The following is a 26,111-nucleotide window of genomic DNA, read 5'->3' as shown; positions in this document are numbered from 1 at the left end:
GGCAGTGATGGTAGTGCCGAGCACGCTGGTAATGGTACCGTTCAGAATGTTAGTGATGGTACCGGCTGAGCTCAAGGTACCGGCAGTGATGGTAGCTCCCAGTACGTTGGTGATCGTACCATCCAGAATGTTGGTGATGGTCCCTGCGGAGCTCAAGGTACCGGCAGTAATAGTAGTGCCGAGCACGCTAGTTATGGTACCGTTCAAAATGTTAGTGATGGTTCCTGCGGAAGTCAGGGTACCGGCAGTGATGGTAGTGCCGAGCACGCTGGTAATGGTACCGTTCAAAATATTGGTGATAGTTCCGGCTGAAGTCAGGGTACCGGCAGTGATGGTAGTACCGAGTACGCTGGAGATGGTACCGTCGAGTATGACCGGAGTCAGATTGCCGCTTGTATCAGTAGAGATGACACGGTCTGTGGCCGTATTGTCTCTACCGAAGATAAGTGTTCGCAGATTATCCGGATCGCTCTGGAATACGGTATAGTTGGGCATGTGATCACCTCTTTAGAAATAGATTAACTTCCAATGGTTTGAGATTGAAAATAAACATCGACTTGCGTGGGTTCCGTTCCTTGTTCGGTTGAAATGGATAAACGCGTCCATTTTAGGAACCTATTAGGGACGAAAACCCGTACAGAATTTGGCCGAACAACCTCTTGTTGATCCAGCGAGAAGTCGCTAGAATTCGGACTGATTTCCGTGCGCACCACAACAGGGGATGTCCCGCGATTGATGACCGCATACGACATGACCAACTTCGTCGTTGTGTCCTGTGGAGGAAGATTCATAGATCGGTTGGAAACCTGCAAATTCAAGTAGGATTCTTCTTCGAACACAATATTAGAAGTGTTGGAGCTTACTATAATCCGTCCCTCTTTGTCTGTGAGAATCGGGATAATTTGCGTGCTGTCCGTCCCGAAAATTTGCACGCTATCCTTTTTAGCTGATAAATCTCGAGTATCCAATTGATCGGCAATCACCGTGACCGGTTTCTCAATCTTGCGTACGGTTATACTGCGGTGACAGCGAGAGTGCCGTTTTTTGGGTACACAACGGTGGCGCCTCAACTTCGCTTTTTTACAGCATTTTTTTTTAGAAGAACAGCGGGTTTTCTTTAGCCTGGGGACAGATTTTTTTTTCTTACAGCCATGAAGCTCTGTTTTTTGGGCTAACATCGAATGCTCACCCCCTCTCCCCCGAAAATGTGTCATTTCCGACCAATCTTAAATCATGAAAAAACGAGCCTAACTATTTTCTGGTTACGAATGCAATGACGTCTCTATAAGTATATTTAGAGTAATACCGCGTTGCTTGGACAAATACCTGATAGGCTTTAAAGTAATGAAGATCATCATAGTTCCTATCAACATTAGGACAAGGAAGCATATGTTGGAGTATGCGTACTCTGGTGGAATCAGAGAAGTGTGGGATGAATGAGGGAGAAGATGGCTGACAGGGGGGCTGCAATTATGCCAAACTATTATGTTTTTGACCAGACGAACAATCCGCTTTTTACTCAACAGGTAAATCCTTATATAGCACCGGGTATCGAATCTTCTCCGGAAGGTAGCGCCAGCATGGCGGGCGTATTGTATATAGCCAACTTTTCGTCAAGTATTACGGCCGGGCAAAATTTAATCCTCCAAGCGTCCAATCCGGGAAGGCAGTGGTAGAACGATGTATATCTCCCGTGTTGCCGGGAGCGCTTCGATTGCTGGAGCGACTGCTACGCTCCTAAAGAATGGTACGGTCACCGGATCAACCGTAACGCCGCTCAATCTTAATTTTGGCAGCGCCAATACAAGTGTAATGACGGTACGAAGTGCAACCGGTACGGTCACCGGAAGTCCTGTACCCTTTGTAACCCTGATATTGCCTGCGGGGCCGTTTATGATTTCTTTTACAGGGAGTATTCTCGTACCACCCGGAAGTGCTTTGACGATAACTGTCGGAACGGGCGCAGCAACGGCATCCGCCAATGTTAGCTGGTGGGAGTACTAAGAGAGGAGGGGATAGCTTAATGCCGAACAACCATGTGTTTAATTCCTTCCATAATCCTGTGTTCACTCACTCAACCAATACTTATACAGACCCCGGCATCGTCTCTCCGCCAGAAAACGGAGCTAGCCGAGCCGGCAGCTTGTTTTCAATCACAGGCTCCGCTTCTGCACTAGTCGTCCTTAGCCTCATTTCGGCGGTCATTACGCTCAAGGTAACCAATCCTGGAGGCAGCGGGAAAACGGTGTATGTTTCCCGAATCGGTATCAGTATCGGCGGTTCTTCCTTGTTGTCCGCACTGTCCGGAAGTGCCAGCTTTCAGAAGGGAGGCACTCTGAGCTCTCCAACTACGCTGACGCCTACCAATAATAATTTCAACAGCAGCGCCGTCAGTGTTATGACTGCTCAGTCGTCAACCGCAGCCCCAACTGGAGGCACGACATTTAACGCGGTGCAGTTAGCACCTGGGGGACTAACCCAAGAATACACCGGATCGATTATCGTCCCGCCGGGCAATTCGATAACGGTAAGCGTCACATCGTCCAGCTCATCCGTTGGATTAACCATCACGTCCAGCGCCAATATCAGCTGGTGGGAGGCTTAATCACAAAATACTAAAAAGACATCTGGAATAGTATCCGATGTCTTCGTCGTGCTTCTATTTTTTATAATTAAGGTTAGTGTAGATTATAGAAAGGAAAAATAACGATCGGAATGATCGATCAGAAAGGAGCGCTCGAGCCCGTTACATACTTCGCTTTGCCGAGAGAGGCAGCAGCCTCTTTGACATTGAGAGACTAGGTCAGTCAGTGTTGCTTTGCCTAATGTATATCGTTCCGTGCCCCAATCCGTGTGGTGCTGCTGAACGAGTTGGAGGGCAGAGGGAACCGTAACGCCTTTTAATTTGCCAAACACCGCAGCCCACTTAATAAAATCAAACCTTGGCTCTCCAGCAGGCAGCATACACACTCCCCAGCCGTTTTTTCCGGTGCTCGAAACTTTCAGCAGGCAGGAGGCGGCATCATGAATGGAGGCGTGCCCTTGAATCGTTTGACATGCAAGCAGGTCAAGCTGGAACAGTTCAATGGATACGATTTGGGAACTAACGATTTGAGCGCTGCTCAGATCGACTTCAGTATCGGCAGGATAGGGCATAAACGAAATACACTCCTTTTTGTTCTAGTAATAGAGATACGGTCTAACTATTAAAAAAAGCCCCGAATAGAGAGACTCTACTCATGGGCTTCTCGAGCCATTGGGGGTCATTACCCGTCAGATGGCAGCACGAAACGCGGTATTCTCTCAAAACGCAGACGAGGTTAGCTGTCGGATTCGGGCTTGAGAGCGCCCTACCTGAAGGTTTCAGGATTCACCCCGCGAACCATCCTACCGGCCACTGGACCGGAGAGATGAATTCAATGGTTCCCCCGCTTTCCATAACGGAAATTAAGCGATTTTGTAAGGCGTATGAGGTTGTTGATCCGTATCATACGCCGATGAGCTTTGAAAGTAAAATGCGGCTAAATGGTTTTAAAATCGATTTTGGCTAGGCAGCCGTTGTGAAAACGGAAACATGACGCATTATCTTTGATTTTCATTGTTAGCCTACCCGTTTAAATTGGCTGTTGTACAGGTCGCAATAGAAGCCCTTCTGATCCAGTAACTGCTGGTGGGTACCCCGTTCAATAATTTCTCCTCCGTTGATGACGAGAATTTGATCGGCCTCACGGATCGTACTTAACCGATGCGCAATCACGAAACTGGTACGGCCTTTCATAAGAGAGTTCATCGCCTCTTGGATGTGCATTTCAGTACGGGTATCGACACTACTGGTTGCTTCGTCAAGAATCAGAATCGCCGGGTCAGCTAGAATGGCTCTAGCAATCGTAATGAGCTGCCGCTGTCCTTGACTCAAGTTGCTGCCTTCTGCTGATAGCACAGTGTCATAGCCTTGCGGCAGTTTACGAATAAAGGTATCTGCATTCGCCAGCTTGGCGGCCGATTCAATCTCTTCGTTGGTGGCATCCAGCTTCCCATAACGAATGTTCTCACGAATCGTGTCGGAGAACAGGTACGCATCCTGAAGGACGATACCGAGCTGTTGGCGCAGCTGATCTTTGTCGAAACTGCGTATCGTTTCCCCGTCTATCGTAATGGTACCTTCCTGAATGTCATAGAAGCGGGTCAGCAGATTAATGATCGTTGTTTTACCTGCTCCGGTGGGGCCTACGAGGGCTACCGTGTCCCCTGGCTTGGCGGTTAGCGACACATGCTTAAGGACAGGCACATCTTCCTTATAGCGGAAAGATACATCGTTCAGGATGACCTCGCCTTTGACATGCTTCAGCTCCTTGCGGCTCGACCGTTCTTCGTATTCCGTCTTGGTATCCATAATTTCAAATACACGCTCGGCGCCGGCCACACCGGATTGAATCATGTTGAATTGGTTAGCCAATTCGTTAATCGGTCTGCCGAACTGCTTGGAATAGTTCAGGAAGCTCACGATAATCCCGATCGTCGTCATATCGTTCAGTGCCATCCATCCGCCTACCGCAGCTAACAAAGCGAAGCTGATGTTGTTGAGTACGTTCATAACAGGTCCGATCATCCCGCTAAAAATTTGAGCCTTGGAACCTGCGTTCCGAAGCTTCGCATTGATAACGTTAAAATCCTGGATCGCCTTTTCTTCCCGGCGAAACGCTTTAACGACCTTTTGCCCAGATATCGTTTCCTCAATAAACCCGTTGATTTCACCAAGATATTTTTGCTGCCCGGAAAAATGGTTACGGGTATACTTGGAAATTTTACCGGTAATGAGCATGACCAGAGGAATGGTGATCAGGCTAAGCAGAGTAAGCCAAATATTCAGCTTTAACATAAAAAGCAAGGCACCGATGACAGTGATGACACTTGAAATGAGCTGTGTCACACTCTGGTTTAGCGTGTTGGACACGTTCTCTATATCGTTGGTGGTTCGGCTCATAAGCTCCCCGTGGGTTTTGCTATCAAAAAACTGGAGCGGCAGCTTCTGAATTCGACTAAACATATCTTCCCGCATTTCCCGCACTGTGCGTTGGGATACTCCTGTCATGACATAAGCCTGAATCCAGGACATAATGGCACTGAATACGTAGGCTCCAAGAAGAGCCATACACAACCATATAAGGCCGCTGTAATTGCGCGGAATAATATATTCGTCGATCGATAAGCCGATCAAATAAGGGCCTATTAACGCCAAGCCGGAGCTGAGTGCAGTTAGTATAAATACAGAGATTAACCCTGCGCGCTGTCGACTCAAATATTGCCACATTCTTTTCAGGGTAGCCCTGGTGTTTTTGGGGCGTACCTTGGCCATCATTCCCCTCGGTCCGCCCGGGCCACCGCCCATAGGACCCCCCATGCCCATAGGAGGGCCCATAGGTCTCATCCCGCCGTTATTACGTTCATGCTGCTCGCTGCGATTAGGTTCAGCCATGCGCAACGGCCCCCTTTCCTATTTGGGAGTTATAGATGTCCTGATATTCGGGACTGGTCTGGATCAGTTCTTGATGGGTACCCTCGGCAACAATACGTCCTTCATCGAGCACGAGAATTTTATCCGCATCGAGTACAGATGAAATGCGTTGAGCAATGACGAAGCAGGTGCTCTCCCGCATCAGTGATTTGATTGCCGCTTGAATGCGGGATTCGGTACCGAGGTCAACCGCACTGGTACTATCGTCCAGAATCAGAACGGCCGGTCGAACCAACAAGGCCCGTGCGATGGAAATCCGCTGCTTTTGTCCGCCTGACAGATTGACCCCTCTTTGACCGAGCTCGGTGTCATACCCTTCTGGCATACTCATAATAAAATCGTGTGCCTGGGCCGCTTTGGCTGCCTCCTCGACTTCCTCTTGCGAAGCATCAGGTTTACCAAAACGAATGTTGTCGCGGATCGTCCCGGTGAATAGAATGGCCTGCTGCAGCACCATACCGACTTGGTTGCGAAGATGATCGAGCGACATCTGGCGAATGTCGATGCCGTCAATTAGCACATTGCCCTTTGTTGTATCGTACAACCGGGGGATCAGGTTCACCAGCGTCGATTTGCCGGACCCAGTCGCACCAAGAATTGCCACGGTCTGTCCCGGTTCAGCCGTAAAGTGAATGTCCTTGAGCACCAGATCCCTCTGCTCGGAAATGGAATCCATATGAGTGGACTCCTCACCATTGTAAGCGAAGGACACATGTTCGAATGTAACCTCGCCCGCCCGTACGGAACGGCTTACGGCATGACCGTCTTCCGTGATTTCAGATTGAACCTCCATCACTTCGTTAATGCGGTCTGCGGACGCTTTGGCCCGTGAAACGAACATCAGCATCATCCCTACCATAAGCAGTGAGAACAACACCTGCGTCACATAGTTGACAAAGGCGATTAAATCGCCGACTGGAAGAGAGCCTTCCCAGGTGAGATTCCCCCCGTACCAGAGAACCGCAACGATGCTTGCGTTCAAGATCAAGGTCATAACGGGCATATTCAACGCCACGATGCGGGTAGCTTTCATAGCAATCTCAGTGTAATCATTGTTGGCGGTGCGGAAGCGCTTGTTCTCATAATCGGAACGGACGAACGCCTTGACAACGCGAATACCTGCGAGATTCTCCTGCAGTACGTTGTTCACGGAATCGAGCTTGCTTTGTACCTTGGAGAACAGAGGGAAGGCGAAGCGAATCAGCAGATACAGTACTAGGAATAGAACGGGAATGACGACGGCCAAAATGGCAGCCAAGCGGTAGCTGATCGTAACGGCCATGATCAAGCTGCCGATAGCCAGGAACGGAGCCCTTACCAAAATTCGCAGTGTCATCTGCACCAGATTTTGCATTTGCACCACATCGTTCGTTAACCGAGTCACGAGCGAGCCGGCTTTAAACTGATCCAGATTGCGAAAAGAAAACGATTGCACTTTTTGAAACAGCTCATTGCGCACATCGGCGCCGAAATTCTGGGAAGCAAGGCTTGAAAAGAGCGTACACCCAAGTCCACCGATCAGACCGATCAGGGTGAAGCCGATCATTAGAGCCCCCGTTTTTTGAATGTGGAGCAAATCCTTCTGCAGGACGCCTTCATTCACGATGCTCGCCATAAGCTTCGGCTGGAGCAAATCCATGTACACCTCAACGAGCATTAAGAGGGGGGCTAATAAGGCTGACTTCCAGTAAGGCTTTAAAAACCGAAATAATTTCCACACAAAGTTGCACCTCGCTATTGTTTTGTCGACTAAACGTTTTTCTCCAGTTTTTTTAAGTTATCCTGCATATGCAGCAGAAAGCGGCGGAGCAGAAGCTTCTCTTCCGGGGTGAAATCCTCAAACGAGCAGACCTCTAAGGACTGCATCGTATCTTTAACCGCTTGGATGGCTTGCCTTCCTTCTTCTGTAAGAAACACTCTGGAGATGCGCTGGTCCCGATCATCCGGCCTGCGCTGCACAAGCCCGGTCTTTTCCATGCGAGTCAGCATAACAGTCAGGGTCGCAGGTTGGATCCGCAGCTTCTTGGCAAGTTCCTTCTGGCTTTGTCCGTCTTCTTCCGATAGACGAAACAGAAGGGGAGGTTGCCCTGGGTACACTTCGATCCCTTGCTCCTGAAGCAGTAGATGCAAGGTGTGGCGATGCAGCCTCATCACGTGGGACATCATATGAGTGAGAGATTCAGACGGGTGGGGATGCAAGGCGAACCCTCCTTTTTATTATTTAGGCGACTAATATAAATTGTAAAACAGTGGAAGAAGCGCGTCAACTGAAAATATGCTTAATATGGATTGGCTGCAAACTATTGCAGTTCAAAGCTCGTCATGTAATATAAGGGAGATTCGGCGATAGCCCATTTTGAATATAGTAGAAGATTTAGGTGAATTATAAATGTAACTACAATAATTACAGGTTAAAGAAAGACGAAACATATGATAAAATAAAGCTACCAGGGGTTTGAAGCCCTTGTTGTGATAGTGAAGCATAGAAGAGGTGAGTCCTAATGACCATAAGCAGCCGATTTGCTGTTGCCATACACATATTATCTTTACTGGAAATCAACAAAGAAGGACGGAACACATCCGACTTTATTGCCGGCAGCGTGAATACGAATCCCGTAGTTATTAGGCGAATTATGAGTATGCTGAATAAGGCAGGGCTTGTTATTACTAATCCGGGTGTTGCTGGTGCGGTGTTAGCTCGGCCGATGGATCAGATTACTTTGCTGGAAGTGTATCGCGCCGTTCAAGCCGACCATCAGGAGGAGTTGTTCTCGGTGCATGAGAATCCGAATCCTCAATGTGCGGTGGGCCGCAATATTCAAGGAGCTCTGGAGACCACGTTCTCGCAAGCGCAAAAGGCGATGGAGGATGAGCTGAGTAAAGTAACCTTAATGCAAATCGTGCATCAGATGACAGAAAAACCGTAGGAAGCCGGAGGCTACCTATATCATGGAGGGTAAATGAAGAATCTTCATCACCTTAGTCGGTTATGTTTTGTTGTAGCAGGTATACTAGCGGTCATCAGTTTATTGCCTATGAATAAAGAAGGGAACGGACTATTGATCCCTATTCTTGTTCCATGTATCGTTGCAGGTCTCATCGGGGCATTGGCTATGACGCCGATTTTTTTGTACATCGCATTTCTGCTTGCTTCACCTCTATTAATGTTACTAAGCTCCAGTGAATATAGGTTCGTCGGAGCAGCCCCCTTTCTTCTCCTATTAAGTGCTGTCATGCTTCATATGCAACAAAAGAAAACCCGATCCCACTAATAGGGGACCGGGTTAAACAGCGTGTGCAGAATGTACGTGTGTGACTATGCAAATCGCTTAAAGCTTCTTGATCATATGAAAATAAGTATGCTTGTTAATCTCTGTTTCTTTGTCTGCAGCATACCCCAGCTTCTTATATAATGCGCAAGCTTTCTCGTTATACTGCTCGACATTCAAGGCGATCTTATCGTAGCCGAGCTGCCGTCCATGCTCTTCTGCCGCGTGGATCAGCTCTGTCCCGAACCCGCGGCCTCCCCATTCGGGGAATACAGCAAGTGCGTCGATGTAATATTCATCATCATCCGCTTCCTTATCGAGAGTCAAGCCCGGATCCTTCTTAATGAGGCGCAGCTGCTCGAGTATCGGGCTGTCTATCTCTTCTGCTTGCGAGCCGTGGTAGCACAAAATCATACCGGCGACTTCACTGTCCACAACTTTAACCAAAAGGTTGGTGTAGCTAAACCGGTTCCCTTCCGTTTGAAAAAATCGCGTTAATCGTTCCAGCACTTCTTGTTCTGTTTCTGCTCCTGTTAATTGAAATCCTATGTCCTTAATGGCCTGGTATATTAGTTTTACGGCTGCAGGAGCGTCTGCCGGTTGAGCGAGTCGTATCATTTTCATGCCTCCGGTTTGTTATGTAGTTTGTAAGAATATCCCATAGAAATATAGCTTCTTAATCCACCTTTTAAAGGCTACTTTTATTGTATACTATAAAAGAAAATATCGGAAATGAAGGCAAAGCTACATGCAGTTTAAGCGAAGAATTGCCTGTTAACAGACTAGCTTACTATCGAAGGAGGGAAATTAGTGCGGTTAAGCGTATTGGACCAGTCCCCCATTGCGGAAGGCAGCAGCGCTTCCGAAGCCTTGGCTCTCACGGTGAGGCTGGCACAGGAGACTGAGAAGCTTGGGTATTACAGGTTTTGGGTATCGGAGCATCATTTTACGATGAGCCTGGCTGGCTCTAGCCCCGAAGTGCTCATCAGCCATTTGGCGGCCCGGACCTCAACGATGCGTATAGGCTCGGGCGGGGTCATGCTGCCACACTATAGTGCCTACAAGGTAGCGGAAAATTTCCGCCTGTTGGAAGCGTTATATCCCGGTCGCATTGATCTTGGAATCGGGCGTGCGCCCGGGGGCATGCCTCTGTCCACCAGAGCGCTGCAGGAAGGCAAGGCTTCTGCATTGGACAAATATCCGGAGCAAATTAAGGATCTGATCGACTATCTTCACGATTCGCTTCCGGACACACATGCATACGCGGGCTTGCGGGCTACGCCGGTTGTGGACACGTCCCCCGAGCTGTGGCTTCTCGGCTCGAGTGGAGAGAGCGCCCGATTGGCGGCCCAATATGGAGCTGGGTTCGCTTTCGCGCAATTTATTAACGGCTACGGCGGAGCCGATGAGATGCGGGGCTACCAGCGGCAGTTTCAACCGTCCGTGCTCGGAGATAAGCCAAAATCGCTGTTGGCGGTTTTCGTCATTTGTGCGGAAACGGAAGAGGAAGCCAACAAGACGGCTTCCAGCCTGGATTTAAGGCTGCTGTTGTTTGAGAAAGGGCGCAGCTCCGTGATTGGAACGCCATCCGTCGAAAAAGCGCAGCGTTATCCGTATACTCCCTATGATCTGAACCGGATCGAGGATAATCGGAAGCGGATGATTGTAGGTACGCCGGAACAGGTGAAGGCGAAGCTGCTGCTTTTGGCCGAGCAGTATCGGTCTGAAGAGCTAATGATCGTGACGATCACCTACGATTTTGAAGCCAGGCTGCGGTCGTACCGGCTTCTTGCAGAAGCTTTTGACCTTCAGCCCCGCCTCTGAATAGGATGTGGCCGCATGAATCTACAAAGCCGGAAAGAAGAGATGCTATTGTCAGTCATCAAAGAAGAACTCCGAGAACAATTGAAGCAAACGATTTTCGAATGCAGCCAAGATGCCGATTTGCCCTTCTGGGGTGAGGTATTCTCTGTCATTCAGCAAATGAAAAAAATACCCTCCAATCAAATGCCTCTATATGAGATTTATCCGGTTGGAGGGGTATGCTATGATGCGGACAAACGCCGTTTTGTCGTCAAGATCCCGGATATGGATATCAACATGAAAGACGCAGAGCTGGCAGACGCTATTGTGAAGCAAGGGTTATTTCATCCCAAATGACGTCAAATCACCAAGGCAGAGCGGCTACTCTGCCTATTTGTCGTGACCGAAACCGCCCATCATAGAATTATTTGAAGATAACAATAAAATTTATAAATTGTACAATACGATGAATGCGCTGGTAGAATAAAGCCCAAGGATAATAGGTTACAGCGTCTCTCAAGGACATATGTACCCCAACAGGCACCAAAAAGATAGCGCTATCTTTTGCTGTATCAAAGGGTATGGCGAGCATTAGAGCAGTATCTAGCAGGTTAGAACAGACAAAGGGGGAGTTCGTTTAATGAAGAAGGTATCTTTAGTCATCATGGCGTCATTACTGCTTATTTTATCCGCCTGTAGCGGCGGGAAGACCGAGCAGGCTGCGGCAGGAGGAAGCTCAGAACCCAAAGATTTGGTGCTTGCACTAGGTTCCGAGCCGGTGAGTCTGGATCCGCAGGATGCAACAGACGGCATCTCATACGATGCTACGGAGTTAATTTATGATAAACTGGTTACTTTTGATAAAGACATGAAGCTGGTGCCGCAGCTGGCTAAAGAATGGACGACGTCGGACGACGGTAAGAAAATGACGTTCAAGCTGCAGCAGGGCGCGAAGTTCCAGGATGGAACTCCGGTCAATGCGGAAGCGGTAAAAGCAAGCTTCGAGCGTATTTTGAACAAGGATAACAAGCTAGCGCGCTATTCGTTGTTTGCCGAATTCGTAGATAAAGTAGCGGCGGACAGCGAATATCAAGTATCGTTTCAGCTGAAATTCCCTTACGCCCCTGCATTATCCACCTTTGCGCATCCGTCCGGTGCGATCGTAAGCATGAAAGGTGTGCAGGAAAAAGGCAAAAACTTCAACAAGCAGCCTGTAGGCTCTGGTCCATACCAATTGAAAGAGTGGGTATCCGGCGACAAGCTGGTGCTGGTACCGAATAACGAATATTGGGGCGAGAAGCCGAAGCTGAAATCCATAACGATCAAGCCAATTAAAGAAAACGCTGCGCGTGCTTTGATGTTGGAAACCGGCGAAGCCGATGTTATCGCACCTGTACCTGCGACCGATATCGAGCGTCTTAAAGGCAACGATAAAGTCAATGTAACCGTATACCCGAGCAACCGGAATCTGTATATCGGTATGAATACGCAAAAAGCGCCGTTCCAAGATGTAAAAGTACGTCAAGCGCTTAACTATGCCGTCGATAAAGAAACGATCGTTAAGAAAATTTTGCTAGGTCAAGCGCAAGTGTCGCAAGCTGCGATCTCTGAGCTGACTTGGGGTTACTCCCCAGCAGGGGCTTATCCGTACGATCCGGAAAAAGCGAAAAAGCTGTTGGCGGAAGCTGGCGTTCAGCCGGGCACGACCATCAAGCTGTGGACTCCGGAGGGCCGCTACTTGATGGACCGTCAAATTGCCGAGTTCGTTCAAGCGAACCTGGAAGCTATCGGCTTTAAAGTGGAATTCCGCAAATGGGAATGGGGCGCTTATACCCAAGCTTACCGTGATCCGAAATCGGGCTTCGACCTGTTCCTAGTGAGCTGGGCCGTACCGAGCAATGATGCGGATGCAGGCTTAAGACCATTGTTCCAAACTAAAGGTGCTAACAACTACACGCTGTTGTCCGATCCTAAGATCGATGAGCTGTTGGATAAAGGAATGAAAACCGTCAATGCTGACGAGCGCAAAAAAATATATGCCGATGCATTGAAAAACATCAAAGAGCAAGCTCCATGGATTTTCTTGATGGAAATGAAACAGCCGGTCGGCGTACGTAAAAACGTCGAAGGCGTAGTGAGCCTGAATACTGAGTTGGTCGATTTGCGTCACGCTGTAAAAAAATAAGAAACAAGGCTGGGGATGGCGCGTCCATCCCCTTTCTAAACATAATAGAAAGTAAAAATTTCGGGGCTCCCCGCAAAGTAGCTGAATTAGCAACGAAGCCAAGGCATCACTTTGTGGGGTTATCTTAGTCAGGAGGCGCCAAGTGGTTAGTTATATTGTCAAACGTGTGCTGCAAATGATACCGACGCTTATTGGCGTATCAATCATCGCTTTCATTCTGATCCATGCAGTCCCAGGGGACCCGGCCCAAATGATAGCCGGTCACGAAGCCTCGGAAGAGGATGTGCAGGTAATTCGCGAGCGTCTTGGATTGGATCAGCCTTTGTATGTGCAGTATGGCTCCTATGTGGGCAACCTGCTCAAAGGAGATTTGGGTACGTCGCTTCGCTCCAGTCGTCCCGTCCTGGAGGAAATTATGACACGGTTTCCTACAACCATCATGCTGACGGTTATGGCTGTTGTTATTATGGTGGTCATTGGATTATTCGCGGGAATCGTCTCTGCTACCAAGCCTAACAGCACAGTAGATAACACGACGATGATGATCTCGCTTTTTGGGATTTCGATGCCGGTGTTTTGGCTGGGTATTATGCTGATCTTAATATTTTCCTATTATTTACACTGGCTTCCGTCCGGAGGTAACGACAGCTTCAAATATTTCATCCTTCCTGCCCTCGCGCTTGGTTTATCGTCTTCGGCCATTCTGGCTCGTTTGACCCGTTCAAGCATGCTGGAAGTCATTAATCAAGACTTTGTCCGCACGGCTCGCGCCAAAGGGGTTAAGGAGAAATTTGTTATTTATAAGCATGCTCTGAAAAATGCGTTGATTCCTGTCGTTACAATTGTCGGTTTGGAATTTGGCCATTTGCTGGGCGGAGCGGTGTTAACGGAAACGGTGTTCTCGATGAATGGCCTCGGACGGTTTATTATCCAATCAATCCAATTCCGTGATTATCCTGCCATCCAGGGCAGTGTTCTGTTCGTTGCAGCGATTTTCGTTATCGTGAACTTGATTGTCGACCTGTCCTACGGACTTATTGATCCTAGAGTGAAATACGAGTAAACGAGAAGGTTTTAAAAACTCGCTTGAATGCGTGATTTCAAGTCGAGCTCCCAACTGCAATTCGGTTCATAACTTCCTAGTAAAGTGAGTTTTTAAAACATCCTCTACAAACAGACTTCTTAGAAAGGAGCCTAATCAGATGCAGGCAAAAGCTGCGATTCAAACGTTAGAAGAAAAAGCGCCGGAAGCGTCCTACACGTATCGTTCTCCGTGGAAAATGATGCTCGGTCGGTTTAAGAAAAATAAACGGGCTTTAGTCGGGCTTGGCATGGTGGTTATTTTTATCGTGGTCGCCTTGTTTGCGCCATGGATAGCCCCTTACGATCCTTTTAAACAAGATATGCAGGTGATGCTGGAAAGTCCAAACGCTCATCATTGGTTTGGCACCGACGAATTTGGCCGGGATTTGTTGTCCCGCATTATTTATGGAGCGCAAATCTCGTTGATGATCGGGATCGTTGGGGTGTTCATCGCTGTTATTTTCGGCGTAGCACTAGGTACGATCGCTGGTTATTTCGGTGGCTGGCTGGACTCGGCGATCATGAGGATTATGGATATTTTCATGGCGTTTCCAAGCTTCCTGTTGGCTCTTGCCATTGTCAGCGTGCTCGGGCCGGGCATGGTGAACGTGATGATCGCGATCGGGATATTCTCCGTCCCGACCTTTGCCCGTATTTCCCGAAGTGCCGTTATCTCCATAAAGCACAAGGAATTTGTAGAAGCCACCAAAGCAATGGGCGGGACGAACGCCCGCATCATTTTCAAACACATTATACCGAACAGTATCGCACCGATTATCGTGTTGTCCACGCTGCGGATGGCTACGGCGATTTTGACCGCATCGGGACTGAGCTTTCTGGGAATGGGCGCACAGCCTCCGACACCTGAATGGGGCGCTATGCTCAGCTCGGGAAGAGAGTATTTGCGTACCGCACCGCACGTCAGCACCGTGCCCGGGTTAGCGATCATGTTCATGGTGCTTGGGTTTAACATGCTGGGAGACGGCCTGCGTGATGCGCTGGATCCGAAGATGAAGCTGTAATGAAATACAAAGACCTGCATCCGCAAACGGGGAGGGAGAGCATTGAAGAGCACATTGTTTGAAATTAAAGGGCTCAAAACTTATTTTTACACCGAAGAAGGCGTCGTTCCCGCGGTAGACGGGGTTGATATAACGGTACATGAAGGTGAAACGGTTGGTATCGTCGGAGAATCGGGCTGCGGCAAAAGCGTGACCTCGCTTACAGCGATGCGATTGACTCCCGGAAAAATCGTCGAAGGCTCCATTACCTTTGACGGCAAAGATTTGCTGGCCATGAACGATCAGCAAATGCGTGAGATTCGCGGCAATGAGATGGCGATGATTTTTCAGGAGCCGATGACGTCGCTCAATCCGGTGTTTACGGTGGGTCAACAGATCGGCGAAGCGGTGGAAATTCATCAAAAGCTCGACCGCAAGGCAGCCAAAGCAAGAGCAGTTGAGATGCTCAAGCTGGTAGGCATTCCGCGTCCGGAGCAGATCGTGGACGAATACCCGCATCAGTTGTCCGGCGGTATGAGGCAGCGTGTGATGATCGCCATGGCGATGGCGTGCAACCCTAAGCTGCTTATTGCCGATGAACCGACAACGGCGCTGGACGTGACGATACAGGCGCAAATTCTTGATCTGATGCGCGATCTGAAGGCCAAGCATAACACGGCCATTATGATGATTACCCATGACTTGGGTGTCGTAGCCGAGATGTGCGATAGAGTCATTGTTATGTATGCAGGCAAAGTGGTGGAGGAAGCGGATGTCGTTACCTTATTCACCAAGCCGCTGCATCCGTATACGCAGGGCTTGATGAAATCCGTACCGCGTCTGGATTCTGAAGAGAAGCGATTGTATTCCATTCGCGGCAACGTGCCGATTCCTGGCAGCTTGCGCGGCGGCTGTACGTTTGCTCCACGGTGCGATTTTGTTACAGAGCAATGCAAGGTTAGCGTACCTGAGCTGATTCAGGTCGAAGAGGGGCATTTCAGCCGCTGCTGGCTCTATCAGTCCGGTGAGGAGGGAGCTGCACATGAAAAAGCCGCTCATTGAGGTTAAGAACCTCACGAAATATTTTCCGATCAAAAAAGGGCTGCTGGGCCGGACCGTAAATCAAGTCAAAGCCGTTGACGGTGTCAGCTTTACCCTGTATAAAGGCGAGACGCTCGGCCTTGTGGGTGAGAGCGGCTGCGGCAAGTCGACTACAGGCAGAACCTTGCTCCAACTGCTGGAGCCAACCTCTGGAGAAGTGATATATGAAGGAACGAATCTGGTCGGGATGAAACCTAGCGAGCTTCGTAAGCATCGCCGAGACCTGCAAATTATTTTCCAAGATCCTTACGCATCGCTCGATCCCCGGCTCACCGTAGGCGATATTATTGCTGAGCCATTGGAGATTCATCAGTTGTACCAAGGCAGGGAAAAAGAAAAGCGGATCGACGAGCTGTTGAATGTAGTCGGGTTAAACAGTTACCATGCTAAGCGCTACGCGCATGAATTCAGCGGTGGGCAGCGTCAGCGGATCGGGATAGCCCGGGCCTTGGCCCTTAATCCGAAGCTGATTGTGGCCGATGAGCCGGTATCTGCGCTTGACGTATCGATCCAATCGCAGGTTATTAACCTGATGCAGGATTTGCAGGAGCAGTTCCAACTGACGTACCTGTTCATCGCCCATGATTTGAGTGTAGTGAAGCATATCAGCGACCGGGTAGGCGTCATGTATTTGGGTAGAATGGTGGAGCTTGCGGATAAAAATGAGCTGTACGCCAATCCGCTGCATCCGTACACACAGGCGCTTCTGTCCGCGGTACCAAGCTCTAACCCGTTAGAGAAACGGGAGCGAATCGTGCTGCAGGGCGATGTGCCAAGCCCGGCTAATCCGCCACAGGGCTGCACATTCCATCCAAGATGCAGCGCATGCATGGACATTTGCCGTACGGAGCGACCTGCAATGCATAATATAGACGGCCACTATGTCGCATGTCATTTATATAAATAATTGGGTTTGGGGCGTAAGGGAAGCTCGTGATGCATCTTGGAAAAGGGGTTCATTCACTTCGGCGGTCGAAACATCACATGTTGGTGAAATATCGACCCAAGCTGCGTTCCTTACAGGTTATTGAATGGATGAAGCTCGGCATTTATAGGCTACTCCCATATTATGATGGATGACAATAATGTCGAAGCGGCCTATGTGATTCAGCATTGGCTGCAAACTAAACACCTCTACCGGTAATACGAAGCTATACAAGGCTATACAGGGTAGAAATGCAGGAGGTAGAGAGCATGGCGCAAACAGGAAAGCAAGCCCTTTATGAAGAGGTCGAATCTTTTCGTGAAACAATGATTTCGATGAATGATTTCATACATGATAACCCTGAGCTGGGGAACGTGGAATTTAAGGCGTCGGAGCTGTTAATCCGCACCTTGAAGGAGAACGGATTCACTATTGAAACCCCTATTCTCGGTCTGGCAACAGCATTTATCGCAACCTATGAAAATAAACCGGGAGGCCCGATTATCGGCCTGCTGTGCGAATATGATGCGCTGGAAGGCCTGGGTCACGCCTGTGGACATAATCTTCAGGGACCGTCTATTGTAGGAGCTGCTGTAGCACTGTCAAAGCATTTGGGCGATGCGCCTGCGACCATTAGGGTCTACGGCACCCCGGCGGAGGAAACGACCAGCGCCAAGCTTCCCATGGCGAAAGAAGGGCTTTTCGACGACCTGGATGTCGCCTTGATGATGCACGGAGGCGACCGCACGACAGTAGACGGCAAATCGCTGGCATTGAATATGGTGGACTTCATATTCCAAGGCAAATCGGCTCATGCCGCCGTAGCGCCTGAGCAGGGCATTAGTGCCCTGGATGCGGTACTGATGACGTTCAACGGCATCGAATATTTGCGTGAGCATGTACGTTCCGATGTACGCATCCACGGCGTTATCACCGATGGGGGCAAGGCGGCGAACGTAGTGCCGGACCGGGCAACGGCGCAGTTCTACATCCGCGCTGCGGATCGTCCTTATCTCGACACCGTGGTCGAACGGGTGTACAATGTGGCCCGCGGAGCGGCACTGGCGACCGGAGCCGAGCTGACGATCAACGAGCTCAAGCTGCTCGATAACAAGATTAACGTCGACAGCTTGAACCGGATCATGCTGGACAACGCAGCGGAGGCAGGAGCGAGTAACATCACGCCGCCTCGTATCAATACGGGATCGACGGATTTCAGCACCGTGACGTATCGAGTCCCAGGAGCCTGCGTACGAGTATGGTTCGTACCATTCGGGACGTCGAGCCATACGAAGGAATGGGTCCAAGCCGGCACGAGCCCGGAGGGCCATGCGGCTATCGTCACGGCAGCGAAAACCGTTGCCGCAACCGCTTATGACCTGATCACACAGCCTGAGCTGTTGAGACAGGTGAAGGACGAGTTTGCGAGAAATAAAGAAACAGCGGGCAGCCGGGTTGCGGCTTCCAGCTAGAGTTGCAAAAGAAGACCGAAGGAACGGCTTGTGGCAGCGTTCCTTCGGTCTTCTTGTTTGTTATTGGGGTTTATGGGCTTGTGTCGGGCTTAAGCGTTTGATTAACGCTGAAAAACCGCGTTAAACGAGCCGATCTACCACAACGGTGTGTCCAATCCATTATCCCTCTCTAGGCGAGTATGCTCCTACTCCTGATACACCGACCGCACATAGTGAACAAATTTGTTCACAGACGACAAATCCATAGCTGACTCACGGTAGATCATCCAAGTCTTCCTAAGCAGCAGCTCTCCGTTCTGCTTCACCAAGTCCATAGTGTAGAACTCATCATCCTCAGTCAAGCAAATGCGGGGAATAATCGCATAGCCAAGCCCGTGCTTGACTAGCTCCTTGCATGTCTCGAAGCTATCGACCTGCATCGTGATAATGGGCGGGACAGTGAACCGATCCTGCCACCAATTTTCGATGGACTTGCTGAGAAATGAGTCCGTTTTATATTTAATCTTATCCTTTTTGGCTCCGAGCTGATAATGGATTCGCGGGAGCAGCGGGAGCTTGTCGATTTCAATAGGGTGATTGGAAATAATACAAATCGGCTCTTCATTGATAAGGAACTTCTGCTCGATCCAATGATAATCGCCGCGTATGATGGCGAGGTGGACATCGTCATCCTGCAGCAGCTGAAAAATATCGGAGCTCAGTCCGGTGCGAAGATTCACCTGCACATGCGGATGTAAATCGACAAAACGCTTCATAATCGAAGGAAGCTTATAAAGGGCAAAATTGCTAGAGGCACCGATTTTTAAGGAGCCTCTGACATCAATATCCTGCAGATTGGCGAGCAGCTCCTTTGTTTTGCGCAGCTCGAGCTGCATCTTTTTGGCATAATGGACCAGATGCTCGCCCTCAGCAGTGAACTGGATCTTCTTACCGCTCCGTGTGAACACCTTGATGCCGAATTCCTGTTCAATCTGCTGAAGACGATAAGTTAAGGCTGGCTGTGAGATGAAAAGCCGTTCGGCAGCTTTTGTTATGTTTTGTTCCTCGTAAATGGACTCCAGTAGAGTCCAGTCTTGTTCGTTCAATGGAATGCGTCCCCTTCCAGAACATATTGCTCCTATTATATCAGAAAAGGGGGAGGGGCGCTTGGATTACGTGCTGGAGCTCACGGCATGTTTGCCGAAAGGGCCCCTTATTAATCCCTTTAGCAGCCCGGCATACCAGGGACCGGGCCGCTGCTTGGAGCCAATCGTTTAGCTGCGCATTGCTCCGCAAGCATGAGCGAGAGAATATGCTGAATCCTCCGGATTTCGTCCGTAGCATAGGCGGAGCTGGCTAAATTTCGTTGCTCCAAAGGGTCGGAGGACAAGTTGTATAGTTCAAACTCGTCCTGCACAGGTGACGTTTTGGTAGCCGTAACACAGCTCGAGCTTGTGACGGAGTCAGGGGTCATTGGCAATCCGGGGGCGGGATGCGGTCTACCGCAGGTGGTCGTCACATCTTTGCTGCCCGGATCGCTCCAAAATTGCGGATTATCGAAGTAACGGGAATATTTCCATAGCTCCTTGCGCGTCCCGTTTGCCAAGACGGTGATGATGGACTCTACATGATTCGGCTGAACGACTGAGCTGTAGGGTACCCCAAAAACATTGTGCTGATTAAGCCCGCGAGTCACATCGTCGTCCGTCATGTAATAGACCGGCTCACCGCTTCGCGCCGGAACACCGGTACCGAGAACGAGTGCGGACAGGTCTCGGCCCACGAGAGGATGCACTTCAATATGTGTTTCCTTTAGCCGCTTCTGCAGGCTTACTGCGTCGGCTCCTGCGAGTCCCAGCAGAGTGGGCAGCACATCTACATGACTCGTGAGCATGTCGACGGAATAATGCTTATCAAACAGTCGAGGGCTATGAATAAGGAAAGGAACATGCACCGTTTCCTCGTAGGCTTGATACCATTTTTGAAACAATCCTCCGTGGGCTCCGAGCATATCTCCGTGGTCAGAGGTAAAGATGACAATCGTCTCTTCATAGAAGGAGGATGCACGAAGGGCCTGCAATACTTTGAGCATTTCCTGATCCGCTTTCTTTTGCAAGGAATAGTATAGACGTCGGTAGTGGGTCGTGTCCTTGGTAGGCTGGAAAGCTTGCTGATATACTTCCTTATAGCTGCGCTGGGCTCTGGGCTTTGTATCCAGCGACTCATCCGCTGTCGGAGCAGGGGGCACGTAAGGAACGGTCGGATCGGCATCAAAGTTAAATTGCGGAATGAGCTGTGAGAGTTCCCCATATAGACTAATGTCATGAGGATTGACGAAGGACGACACAATAAGCCACGGAGTTGGTGTATCCTGAGGGTGCATAGTGCGCTCGGCATCAAGCGCCTGAATGAGCTCAACGGATTCCTGTGCATAAATAGGATCTCGACCGCTCACACCGAATGCCGCCGATGATCCTGAATTGTGCGGATGAATAGGAGCCGGCTCGGGTCCGACCCAGCCTTGAAAGCCGAAGCCTGCCAGCCGGTCTGCTCCAAGATAGTCATCGACCTTTTGCGGATCGGGGATTCCATTGCTCTCGAAATAACTTGCAAGCGAAGTTTTCGTACCAGGAATGATCAAGTCGGCTTGGGATACATGCCATTTTCCTTTTAAATACGTACGGTATCCCAGCTCTTGAAAGTAATCGCCTATCGTCGGGACGGTGTTCGGGTCCAGCCAGAATGTGTCTGCATCAAAATCACCCTTGGCAATGCCCGGGGTTTGGCTAACGCCATGCAGGGAGGGATACTGGCCGGTAAACAAGGTCGCTCTGCTGGGGGAGCATGCGGTGCTGCCGATATAATGGTGCTTGAATTCAAGTGAGTTCTCACGAAGGAGTCCTTGTGCGATCAGATTGTTTTTGCGCCAGGCTCGCAGTTCTTCGTTATCATATACGGTAGGGTACCGTTCTTGATCTACGATAACGATAAGAATGTTAGGCTTGTTTTTGAATGGATGTTGGCGTATTGGTTTTTCATTTGGCGCAGCCATGCAAACCACTCCCATCGTTTGATTGCACTTCTATCAAAGAATGGCCATTCGAACTCATCGTTCGCACAATGGTATAATGTTATCTATTAGATAACACGGTTACCGGACTAAGCCTTCAAGCTGAGGAACAACGATCTAGATTCGGGAGAGCCGTACAGGGCAAGCGACAACTTATTCTTATGTTGAGAAAAGGAGAACATGACATGCAATTTCGACGTTTAGGAAATAGCGGTTTGAAAGTTTCTGCTCTGGGGTTAGGGACTAATGCCTTCGGCAAACGTGCCGATCAAGAAACCTCGATGCAAATCATTCATCATGCGTTGGATAAAGGGATCAATTTCATCGACACGGCCAATATTTACGCCCAGTCTGAGTCGGAAAGGATTATCGGACTGGCCCTGGCAGGCAAGCGTCATGAAGTTGTTCTGGCAACAAAGGCAGGCCTGGTCCGTGGACCGGGACCTAATGAGCGCGGCTCGTCGCGCTATCATCTGCAGCAGGAATTGGAGGATAGCTTGCGCCGACTCAAGACGGATTACGTGGATTTGTACCAAATCCATACGTTTGATCCGGACACGCCTCTCGAGGAGACGCTCCGGGCTCTGGACGATATGGTTCGCTCAGGGAAGGTCCGTTATATCGGCGCTTCCAACTATGCGGCTTGGGAGCTTATGAAGGCTCTCGGCATCAGTGAGCGGCTGGGACTGAACCGATTTGTCTCTACACAAATCAGCTATTCATTAGCTGACCGAACGCCGGAGCAGGAGCTTGTTCCTCTCTGCTTGGATCAGGGGGTTGGGATTATCCCCTATTTTCCTTTGGCAGGAGGCATTCTCACCGGGAAATACAGTTCTCCTGATGCTGCCCCTGCAGGATCACGCGCAGATACAGATCCGAACTTCAGCCGTTTTCTCAGTGAGGAAAAAATAGCACTTGGCAAAAGGGTAGGCGAGCTGGCTGCGGTGGCAGGCTGCTCACCGAGCGTGCTATCGCTTGCCTGGCTCATTCAGCAGCCGGTCGTATCGACTGTCATCGTAGGGGCGACACGAGTGGAACAGGTTGAAGAAAATATGCTGAGCCTGTCGGTAAGTATGGATTCAGACCATCTTAAGGAGATGAATTCCATCAGCGAATCGTTTCGATATGGAGCTCCGTTCGCTTTTTATCGACTGCCTTAACAGTCGAAAGTGCCCTTCAACTTTTGCTTGCATCGCTCGACTAACGACTCGCGCCGAAGCGATCACGGTGCTGCTTCGTTGGATGGATATCCAATAATCGTTTTTATAGTCCGACATCTTAGGGTGTCGGACTTTTTTATAAAGGTCACATTTTGGTAGAGGCCAGGGATTGACCAAAACGAAAGAGTGTGTTAAATTGTGAGTAATTTAATTGTGTACAATTAAATTACGAAAAATCAATCGGAGGTGCGGATGAAGAAGGACGAGTGGTTGAAGCTGGATAATCAACTGTGCTTTGCTGTATATGCATGCTCCAAAGAAATTACGAGGTTGTACCGCCCCCTATTGGATGAACTTGGTCTAACGTATACGCAGTATGTAACACTGCTAGCTCTATGGGAGGCGGATGACATTACTGTGAAGGAACTGGGCAGCCGTCTTTACTTGGATTCCGGCACCTTGACGCCGCTGTTGAAGCGGCTGGAGCAGATGGACCTTATCCGTCGGGTTCGCGATAGCAAGGATGAACGACAGGTGAGGATCTGCCTGACGGAACAGGGAGTGAAGCTGAAGGAGCAGGCTTACGATATCCCTAACCGGTTATTTTGCCAAATGGGTATGGAGAAGGAAGAAGCGGCTGAATGGCGTGAGAAATTAACGGCACTTTTGCATACAATCCATCAAATGAAAACGGAGGAATGAACGATGTCTATTTACGATATTTCTGCAGAAACAATTCAAGGTAAACAGGTACAGCTGGATCAATACAAGGGTAAAGTACTGCTCATTGTCAACACGGCTAGCAAATGCGGCTTTACGCCTCAATATACTGACCTGCAAAAGCTTCATGAGCGATACAGTTCACAAGGCTTGGAAATTCTAGGCTTCCCGTGTAATCAATTTAATGAACAGGAGCCTGGCAACAGTGAAGAGGTACAGTCGTTTTGCCAAGTCAATTATGGCGTACAATTTCAATTGTTTGAAAAAACGGATGTACGTGGCCGTGACGCCCATCCTGTATTCCGCTATTTGACGGAACAGGCGCCATTTGAAGGGTTTGACCTGAGCGATGCAAGCGGTCGGCTGCTGCATGCCTTCTTGCAGGAGAAACAGCCTGAATTGCTTGTAGGCGACGAGATCAAATGGAACTTCACCAAATTCCTAGTTGATCGCAACGGCAACGTAGTAGGACGATTCGAGCCGGCTGTAGAGCCTATGGATATGGAGTCAGCGATTGAAGCTCTATTGTAAAAGCTAATATCACGATGATAAGAAGACAGCCAGGACGAACCGTCTGGAGCTGTCTTTTTTCAAGTCGTGAGAGACTACCGAACAGGTCCTAACTTCGTTATTTCCGTCTGGAAGGTCACTCGAATAATAGAACGGGCTAAAGCCTCACCCCAGTGGTCTTGCACTTCTTTCCACTGAGTATTGTGATAAGCTCTTGCGTGTAATCCGAGCCCGATCGGGTCGATCTCGGCTTCCTGGAATTTCTTAATTAGGGTCCTGCATTCCTTTTGCAGCTCTTCGTTAATGATATGCTCCAGTTTCTGGGATTGCAGATTCATAAACCGCGGAAACTGTTTCTCGACAAGACTAAAGCTGATCCGAACGATAATATCGAACTCGAATCTGCCTTCGTTGAATGCACTGTCGATACGGAGCTTCAACTGCTCAGGTAAAATGCTCAGCTTCTTTTTTATCATACCGCCATCCGGCTGCTTTTGAGGAACACTTACCGTAAGGGATAGATCCTCCTTGGTTTTGCGCTGTAAAATTTGCAGCAGTGTATTCTCCTGCCTTGTAATTAACGATACATATTTCCCCTGCTCGTTAAGCAGCGCAGTACCCTGGACTTCAATATCATTCATCTTCTTGATTTCTGAAATAGACGGAGTCGTTCCTTTTTCGTACATTTGACGGTGCAGCTCCTGCAGCGTTGTCTTGACGGTGATGTTTCTTTCGTTAGCCGTATCAATAAGCTTGGACAAGTGCTCTGGCAGACTCGGCTTGTCTTTGGGTTGGAAACGAATAACCTCCGAGATGGGCCCATCCACCGCAACGATTCTTGCGTTAACCGTGAATTTGGTATCGCGAAATGCTACATCCAGTAGAGGGAACCAGTTCGATTGCTTCAGCAAGCGTTTGCCAAGCAGCAGTACTTGTACCTTTCCGCGGACAGTCAATGCGGTGGTCAGTCCGTCCATTTTTTTCTCGGATTGGACCATGGTCGATGAGATGACCCCACTCTCCTCTTGACGTTTCTTCGCTTCTTTATTAAAAACAGGGCTCGACAAATAATAGACCAGACGATCATTCTCATCCAAGTCGATCCCCATCAAGAGTCCTATCGACATATCCTCAAGATCCAGACGATCGTTGCATCCCGGAAGGAGTGCCAGCATGGTAATCAGCAGACAGAGGAGCAGCTTCAATAGTTTCTCCTCCTCTTGAGCAGTCTGTACCCACCGGTGTATAGCCATAAAGCGACGGGAAGCGCAAAGGCAATCAGTAATCCCACATTACCGAGCAGCTGCTGCCACTTGTCATTCTTATCAAACGTTAGCTTGAACCCTATTGTTCCCGCAATAGATAGAAGCAGGAACACAACAAGATGACGATGGTGATTCTGTTTGCCAAGCAGCTGACTGCTGCAGAATACAGCCCAGAACATATAAGGCATCCAGGTAGTTGAAATGATGAATAAGTAAAAAGCCAGATAGACGATCTCCAGCCGTTCCAGAAAGCTTAATTCAACAACCTTCAATATATTGAGCGTAGGTTCATTGAATTGCAGAATGCCCTCAGGACTGAAAAAGACGAAGCATGAGATCGTTACGAACAGGAATACGAGCATAGACATGGTGTTAGCAATCACGATCCCTAGAGTGGCAGATTCTTTTTTCTGCAGAAATGGATATAGAAAAAAGGCAGTCTCAAACCCTAGAAAAGAATAGATCGTAAAAGAAGCGGTATGTAGGACTGGTCCCCAACCGTCCTTTACCAGCGGCAGCAGATAGTGCCAGTGAGCATCTTTCAACGGAACCAGATAAAATAGGGGCATCCACAGAGAGATGAAGAATACAAGCTCAGAATATCTGCCCTGAATGCGAAGACCATTTCGAACAACGAGATAAGAGGGGACGCAGAAAAGAATCATGAGCATATAGTCTGCCGTCTGAGGCAGGATCCACGAGCTGATAAACAGAATGGCACGGCATATGACCGTATAAGCCAAAAATCCGAAATAGAGTGCAAGAAACAAGGTAAAGGCTTTTCCAGCCCATACACCGAAATATCTTGGCAGTAAGTCGATTAATGTATCTTCAGGGTGTTTCTTCATCACCTGAACGAGAAATAGGCTGGCTATGACGGATAAGACCCATCCTATGATGATGGATATCCAACCGTCGGTACCCGCGTATTCGGCCAGTTGGTGAGGCAGCTGAAGAATGCCTATTCCGACCTGGGAACCGTGGATGAATAGGGTGTATTGCATGAACGTAATTTCGTTATAGGCATACTTTTTCACTCCTAGCCGCCTCCCG

Annotated in this window: 27 protein-coding genes and 1 riboswitch; of the genes, 16 read left to right on the top strand and 11 right to left on the bottom strand. The window is 49.2% G+C overall.

Translation table 11 applies throughout. From position 1 onward, the window contains the following. Nucleotides 1–495: hypothetical protein (locus BP97_RS0123970; protein ID WP_028551402.1), on the bottom strand; the 495-nt coding region annotated here is incomplete at its 3' end. 23 nt (nucleotides 496–518) lie between these two features. Next, nucleotides 519–1,178 (bottom strand): DUF6385 domain-containing protein, encoded by a 660-nt coding sequence (locus BP97_RS0123965; RefSeq protein WP_028551401.1) that lies wholly within the window; start codon nucleotides 1,176–1,178, stop codon nucleotides 519–521. A 294-nt stretch (nucleotides 1,179–1,472) separates the two neighbouring features. Between BP97_RS0123965 and BP97_RS37245 the strand changes: the two genes are divergently transcribed. The 3 genes from BP97_RS37245 to BP97_RS0123955 are packed head-to-tail and all read left to right on the top strand — an operon-like array spanning nucleotide 1,473 to nucleotide 2,605. Then, complete coding sequence (locus BP97_RS37245; RefSeq protein WP_036746429.1) at nucleotides 1,473–1,676, top strand: hypothetical protein; 204 nt, start codon at nucleotides 1,473–1,475, stop codon at nucleotides 1,674–1,676. 4 nt (nucleotides 1,677–1,680) lie between these two features. Next, nucleotides 1,681–2,004 carry a hypothetical protein gene (locus BP97_RS37240; RefSeq protein WP_036746428.1) on the top strand — a complete coding sequence of 108 codons (324 nt, stop codon included), beginning with the start codon at nucleotides 1,681–1,683 and terminating at the stop codon, nucleotides 2,002–2,004. 19 nt (nucleotides 2,005–2,023) lie between these two features. Next, the gene (locus BP97_RS0123955) at nucleotides 2,024–2,605 is read left to right on the top strand and encodes a hypothetical protein (RefSeq protein WP_028551400.1); all 582 of its coding nucleotides are present in this window, start codon (nucleotides 2,024–2,026) and stop codon (nucleotides 2,603–2,605) included. 83 nt (nucleotides 2,606–2,688) lie between these two features. Here the strand turns inward: BP97_RS0123955 and BP97_RS0123950 are convergent, their stop codons facing one another. The 4 genes from BP97_RS0123950 to BP97_RS0123930 all read right to left on the bottom strand — a co-directional run bounded on the left by BP97_RS0123950 (nucleotide 2,689) and on the right by BP97_RS0123930 (nucleotide 7,714). Further along, a complete protein-coding gene (locus BP97_RS0123950) occupies nucleotides 2,689–3,156 on the bottom strand; it encodes a hypothetical protein (protein WP_028551399.1) in 468 nt (155 codons plus the stop codon). A gap of 139 nt (nucleotides 3,157–3,295) precedes the next feature. Further along, nucleotides 3,296–3,464, bottom strand: a riboswitch (cyclic di-AMP (ydaO/yuaA leader). A 137-nt stretch (nucleotides 3,465–3,601) separates the two neighbouring features. Continuing rightward, the gene (locus BP97_RS0123940; protein ID WP_028551397.1) at nucleotides 3,602–5,476 is read right to left on the bottom strand and encodes an ABC transporter ATP-binding protein; all 1,875 of its coding nucleotides are present in this window, start codon (nucleotides 5,474–5,476) and stop codon (nucleotides 3,602–3,604) included. Beyond that, on the bottom strand, nucleotides 5,469–7,235 hold the full coding sequence (locus tag BP97_RS0123935) for an ABC transporter ATP-binding protein (RefSeq protein WP_028551396.1): 1,767 nt from the start codon (nucleotides 7,233–7,235) through the stop codon (nucleotides 5,469–5,471). The genes BP97_RS0123940 and BP97_RS0123935 overlap by 8 nt, the downstream gene beginning before the upstream one ends. Before the next feature lie 29 nt (nucleotides 7,236–7,264). Beyond that, nucleotides 7,265–7,714, bottom strand: a complete 450-nt coding sequence (locus BP97_RS0123930; protein WP_028551395.1) for a MarR family winged helix-turn-helix transcriptional regulator — start codon at nucleotides 7,712–7,714, stop codon at nucleotides 7,265–7,267. Between the two features lie 302 nt (nucleotides 7,715–8,016). On the opposite strand from BP97_RS0123930, the gene BP97_RS0123925 reads away from it, so the two are divergent. Both BP97_RS0123925 and BP97_RS0123920 read left to right on the top strand, forming a co-directional pair. After that, nucleotides 8,017–8,442, top strand: coding sequence for an Rrf2 family transcriptional regulator (locus tag BP97_RS0123925; protein ID WP_028551394.1), 426 nt, complete (start codon nucleotides 8,017–8,019; stop codon nucleotides 8,440–8,442). A gap of 33 nt (nucleotides 8,443–8,475) precedes the next feature. Beyond that, nucleotides 8,476–8,787: a hypothetical protein gene (locus BP97_RS0123920; protein WP_028551393.1), complete on the top strand. Its 312-nt coding sequence runs from the start codon at nucleotides 8,476–8,478 to the stop codon at nucleotides 8,785–8,787. Nucleotides 8,788–8,844: 57 nt separating this feature from the next. Here the strand turns inward: BP97_RS0123920 and BP97_RS0123915 are convergent, their stop codons facing one another. Further along, nucleotides 8,845–9,402 (bottom strand): GNAT family N-acetyltransferase, encoded by a 558-nt coding sequence (locus BP97_RS0123915; protein WP_028551392.1) that lies wholly within the window; start codon nucleotides 9,400–9,402, stop codon nucleotides 8,845–8,847. Nucleotides 9,403–9,576: 174 nt separating this feature from the next. Between BP97_RS0123915 and BP97_RS0123910 the strand changes: the two genes are divergently transcribed. The 8 genes from BP97_RS0123910 (at nucleotide 9,577) to BP97_RS0123875 (ending at nucleotide 18,354) form a co-directional block, all read left to right on the top strand. After that, nucleotides 9,577–10,608 carry an LLM class flavin-dependent oxidoreductase gene (locus BP97_RS0123910; RefSeq protein WP_028551391.1) on the top strand — a complete coding sequence of 344 codons (1,032 nt, stop codon included), beginning with the start codon at nucleotides 9,577–9,579 and terminating at the stop codon, nucleotides 10,606–10,608. A 15-nt stretch (nucleotides 10,609–10,623) separates the two neighbouring features. After that, a complete protein-coding gene (locus tag BP97_RS0123905; RefSeq protein ID WP_028551390.1) occupies nucleotides 10,624–10,944 on the top strand; it encodes a hypothetical protein in 321 nt (106 codons plus the stop codon). A gap of 283 nt (nucleotides 10,945–11,227) precedes the next feature. After that, nucleotides 11,228–12,772 carry a glutathione ABC transporter substrate-binding protein gene (locus BP97_RS0123900; RefSeq protein WP_028551389.1) on the top strand — a complete coding sequence of 515 codons (1,545 nt, stop codon included), beginning with the start codon at nucleotides 11,228–11,230 and terminating at the stop codon, nucleotides 12,770–12,772. A 142-nt stretch (nucleotides 12,773–12,914) separates the two neighbouring features. Continuing rightward, nucleotides 12,915–13,835: a nickel ABC transporter permease gene (gene nikB / locus BP97_RS0123895; protein ID WP_028551388.1), complete on the top strand. Its 921-nt coding sequence runs from the start codon at nucleotides 12,915–12,917 to the stop codon at nucleotides 13,833–13,835. Nucleotides 13,836–13,974: 139 nt separating this feature from the next. Further along, nucleotides 13,975–14,877: a nickel transporter permease gene (nikC, locus tag BP97_RS0123890; protein WP_028551387.1), complete on the top strand. Its 903-nt coding sequence runs from the start codon at nucleotides 13,975–13,977 to the stop codon at nucleotides 14,875–14,877. A 42-nt stretch (nucleotides 14,878–14,919) separates the two neighbouring features. Next, the gene (locus tag BP97_RS0123885) at nucleotides 14,920–15,918 is read left to right on the top strand and encodes an ABC transporter ATP-binding protein (RefSeq protein WP_028551386.1); all 999 of its coding nucleotides are present in this window, start codon (nucleotides 14,920–14,922) and stop codon (nucleotides 15,916–15,918) included. Beyond that, nucleotides 15,899–16,864, top strand: a complete 966-nt coding sequence (locus BP97_RS0123880) for an ABC transporter ATP-binding protein (protein ID WP_028551385.1) — start codon at nucleotides 15,899–15,901, stop codon at nucleotides 16,862–16,864. The genes BP97_RS0123885 and BP97_RS0123880 overlap by 20 nt, the downstream gene beginning before the upstream one ends. A gap of 287 nt (nucleotides 16,865–17,151) precedes the next feature. Then, nucleotides 17,152–18,354: a M20 family metallopeptidase gene (locus tag BP97_RS0123875; RefSeq protein ID WP_028551384.1), complete on the top strand. Its 1,203-nt coding sequence runs from the start codon at nucleotides 17,152–17,154 to the stop codon at nucleotides 18,352–18,354. Between the two features lie 185 nt (nucleotides 18,355–18,539). On the opposite strand, the gene BP97_RS0123870 is transcribed toward BP97_RS0123875, so the two are convergent. Beyond that, nucleotides 18,540–19,439, bottom strand: a complete 900-nt coding sequence (locus BP97_RS0123870; protein ID WP_028551383.1) for a LysR family transcriptional regulator — start codon at nucleotides 19,437–19,439, stop codon at nucleotides 18,540–18,542. Nucleotides 19,440–19,558: 119 nt separating this feature from the next. Continuing rightward, nucleotides 19,559–21,385, bottom strand: coding sequence for a sulfatase family protein (locus tag BP97_RS0123865; protein WP_051620923.1), 1,827 nt, complete (start codon nucleotides 21,383–21,385; stop codon nucleotides 19,559–19,561). A gap of 203 nt (nucleotides 21,386–21,588) precedes the next feature. On the opposite strand from BP97_RS0123865, the gene BP97_RS0123860 reads away from it, so the two are divergent. The 3 genes from BP97_RS0123860 (at nucleotide 21,589) to BP97_RS0123850 (ending at nucleotide 23,814) form a co-directional block, all read left to right on the top strand. Then, nucleotides 21,589–22,563 carry an aldo/keto reductase gene (locus BP97_RS0123860; protein WP_028551381.1) on the top strand — a complete coding sequence of 325 codons (975 nt, stop codon included), beginning with the start codon at nucleotides 21,589–21,591 and terminating at the stop codon, nucleotides 22,561–22,563. Between the two features lie 252 nt (nucleotides 22,564–22,815). Beyond that, complete coding sequence (locus BP97_RS0123855; RefSeq protein ID WP_028551380.1) at nucleotides 22,816–23,265, top strand: MarR family winged helix-turn-helix transcriptional regulator; 450 nt, start codon at nucleotides 22,816–22,818, stop codon at nucleotides 23,263–23,265. A 3-nt stretch (nucleotides 23,266–23,268) separates the two neighbouring features. Further along, entirely contained in the window at nucleotides 23,269–23,814 is a 546-nt protein-coding gene (locus BP97_RS0123850) for a glutathione peroxidase (protein ID WP_028551379.1), read from the top strand. Between the two features lie 74 nt (nucleotides 23,815–23,888). Here BP97_RS0123850 and BP97_RS0123845 read toward each other — a convergent pair whose 3' ends face one another. After that, entirely contained in the window at nucleotides 23,889–24,998 is a 1,110-nt protein-coding gene (locus BP97_RS0123845) for a Ger(x)C family spore germination protein (protein ID WP_028551378.1), read from the bottom strand. After that, nucleotides 24,995–26,095: a GerAB/ArcD/ProY family transporter gene (locus tag BP97_RS0123840; protein WP_028551377.1), complete on the bottom strand. Its 1,101-nt coding sequence runs from the start codon at nucleotides 26,093–26,095 to the stop codon at nucleotides 24,995–24,997. The genes BP97_RS0123845 and BP97_RS0123840 overlap by 4 nt, the downstream gene beginning before the upstream one ends. Nucleotides 26,096–26,111: the final 16 nt, after the last annotated feature.

The organism is Paenibacillus sp. UNC451MF (assembly GCF_000686845.1).
Classification (GTDB): Bacteria; Bacillota; Bacilli; order Paenibacillales; family NBRC-103111; genus Paenibacillus_S.
The sequence above is the reverse complement of the archived record's forward strand: the minus strand, read 5'-3'. Positions and strand labels throughout refer to the sequence as shown.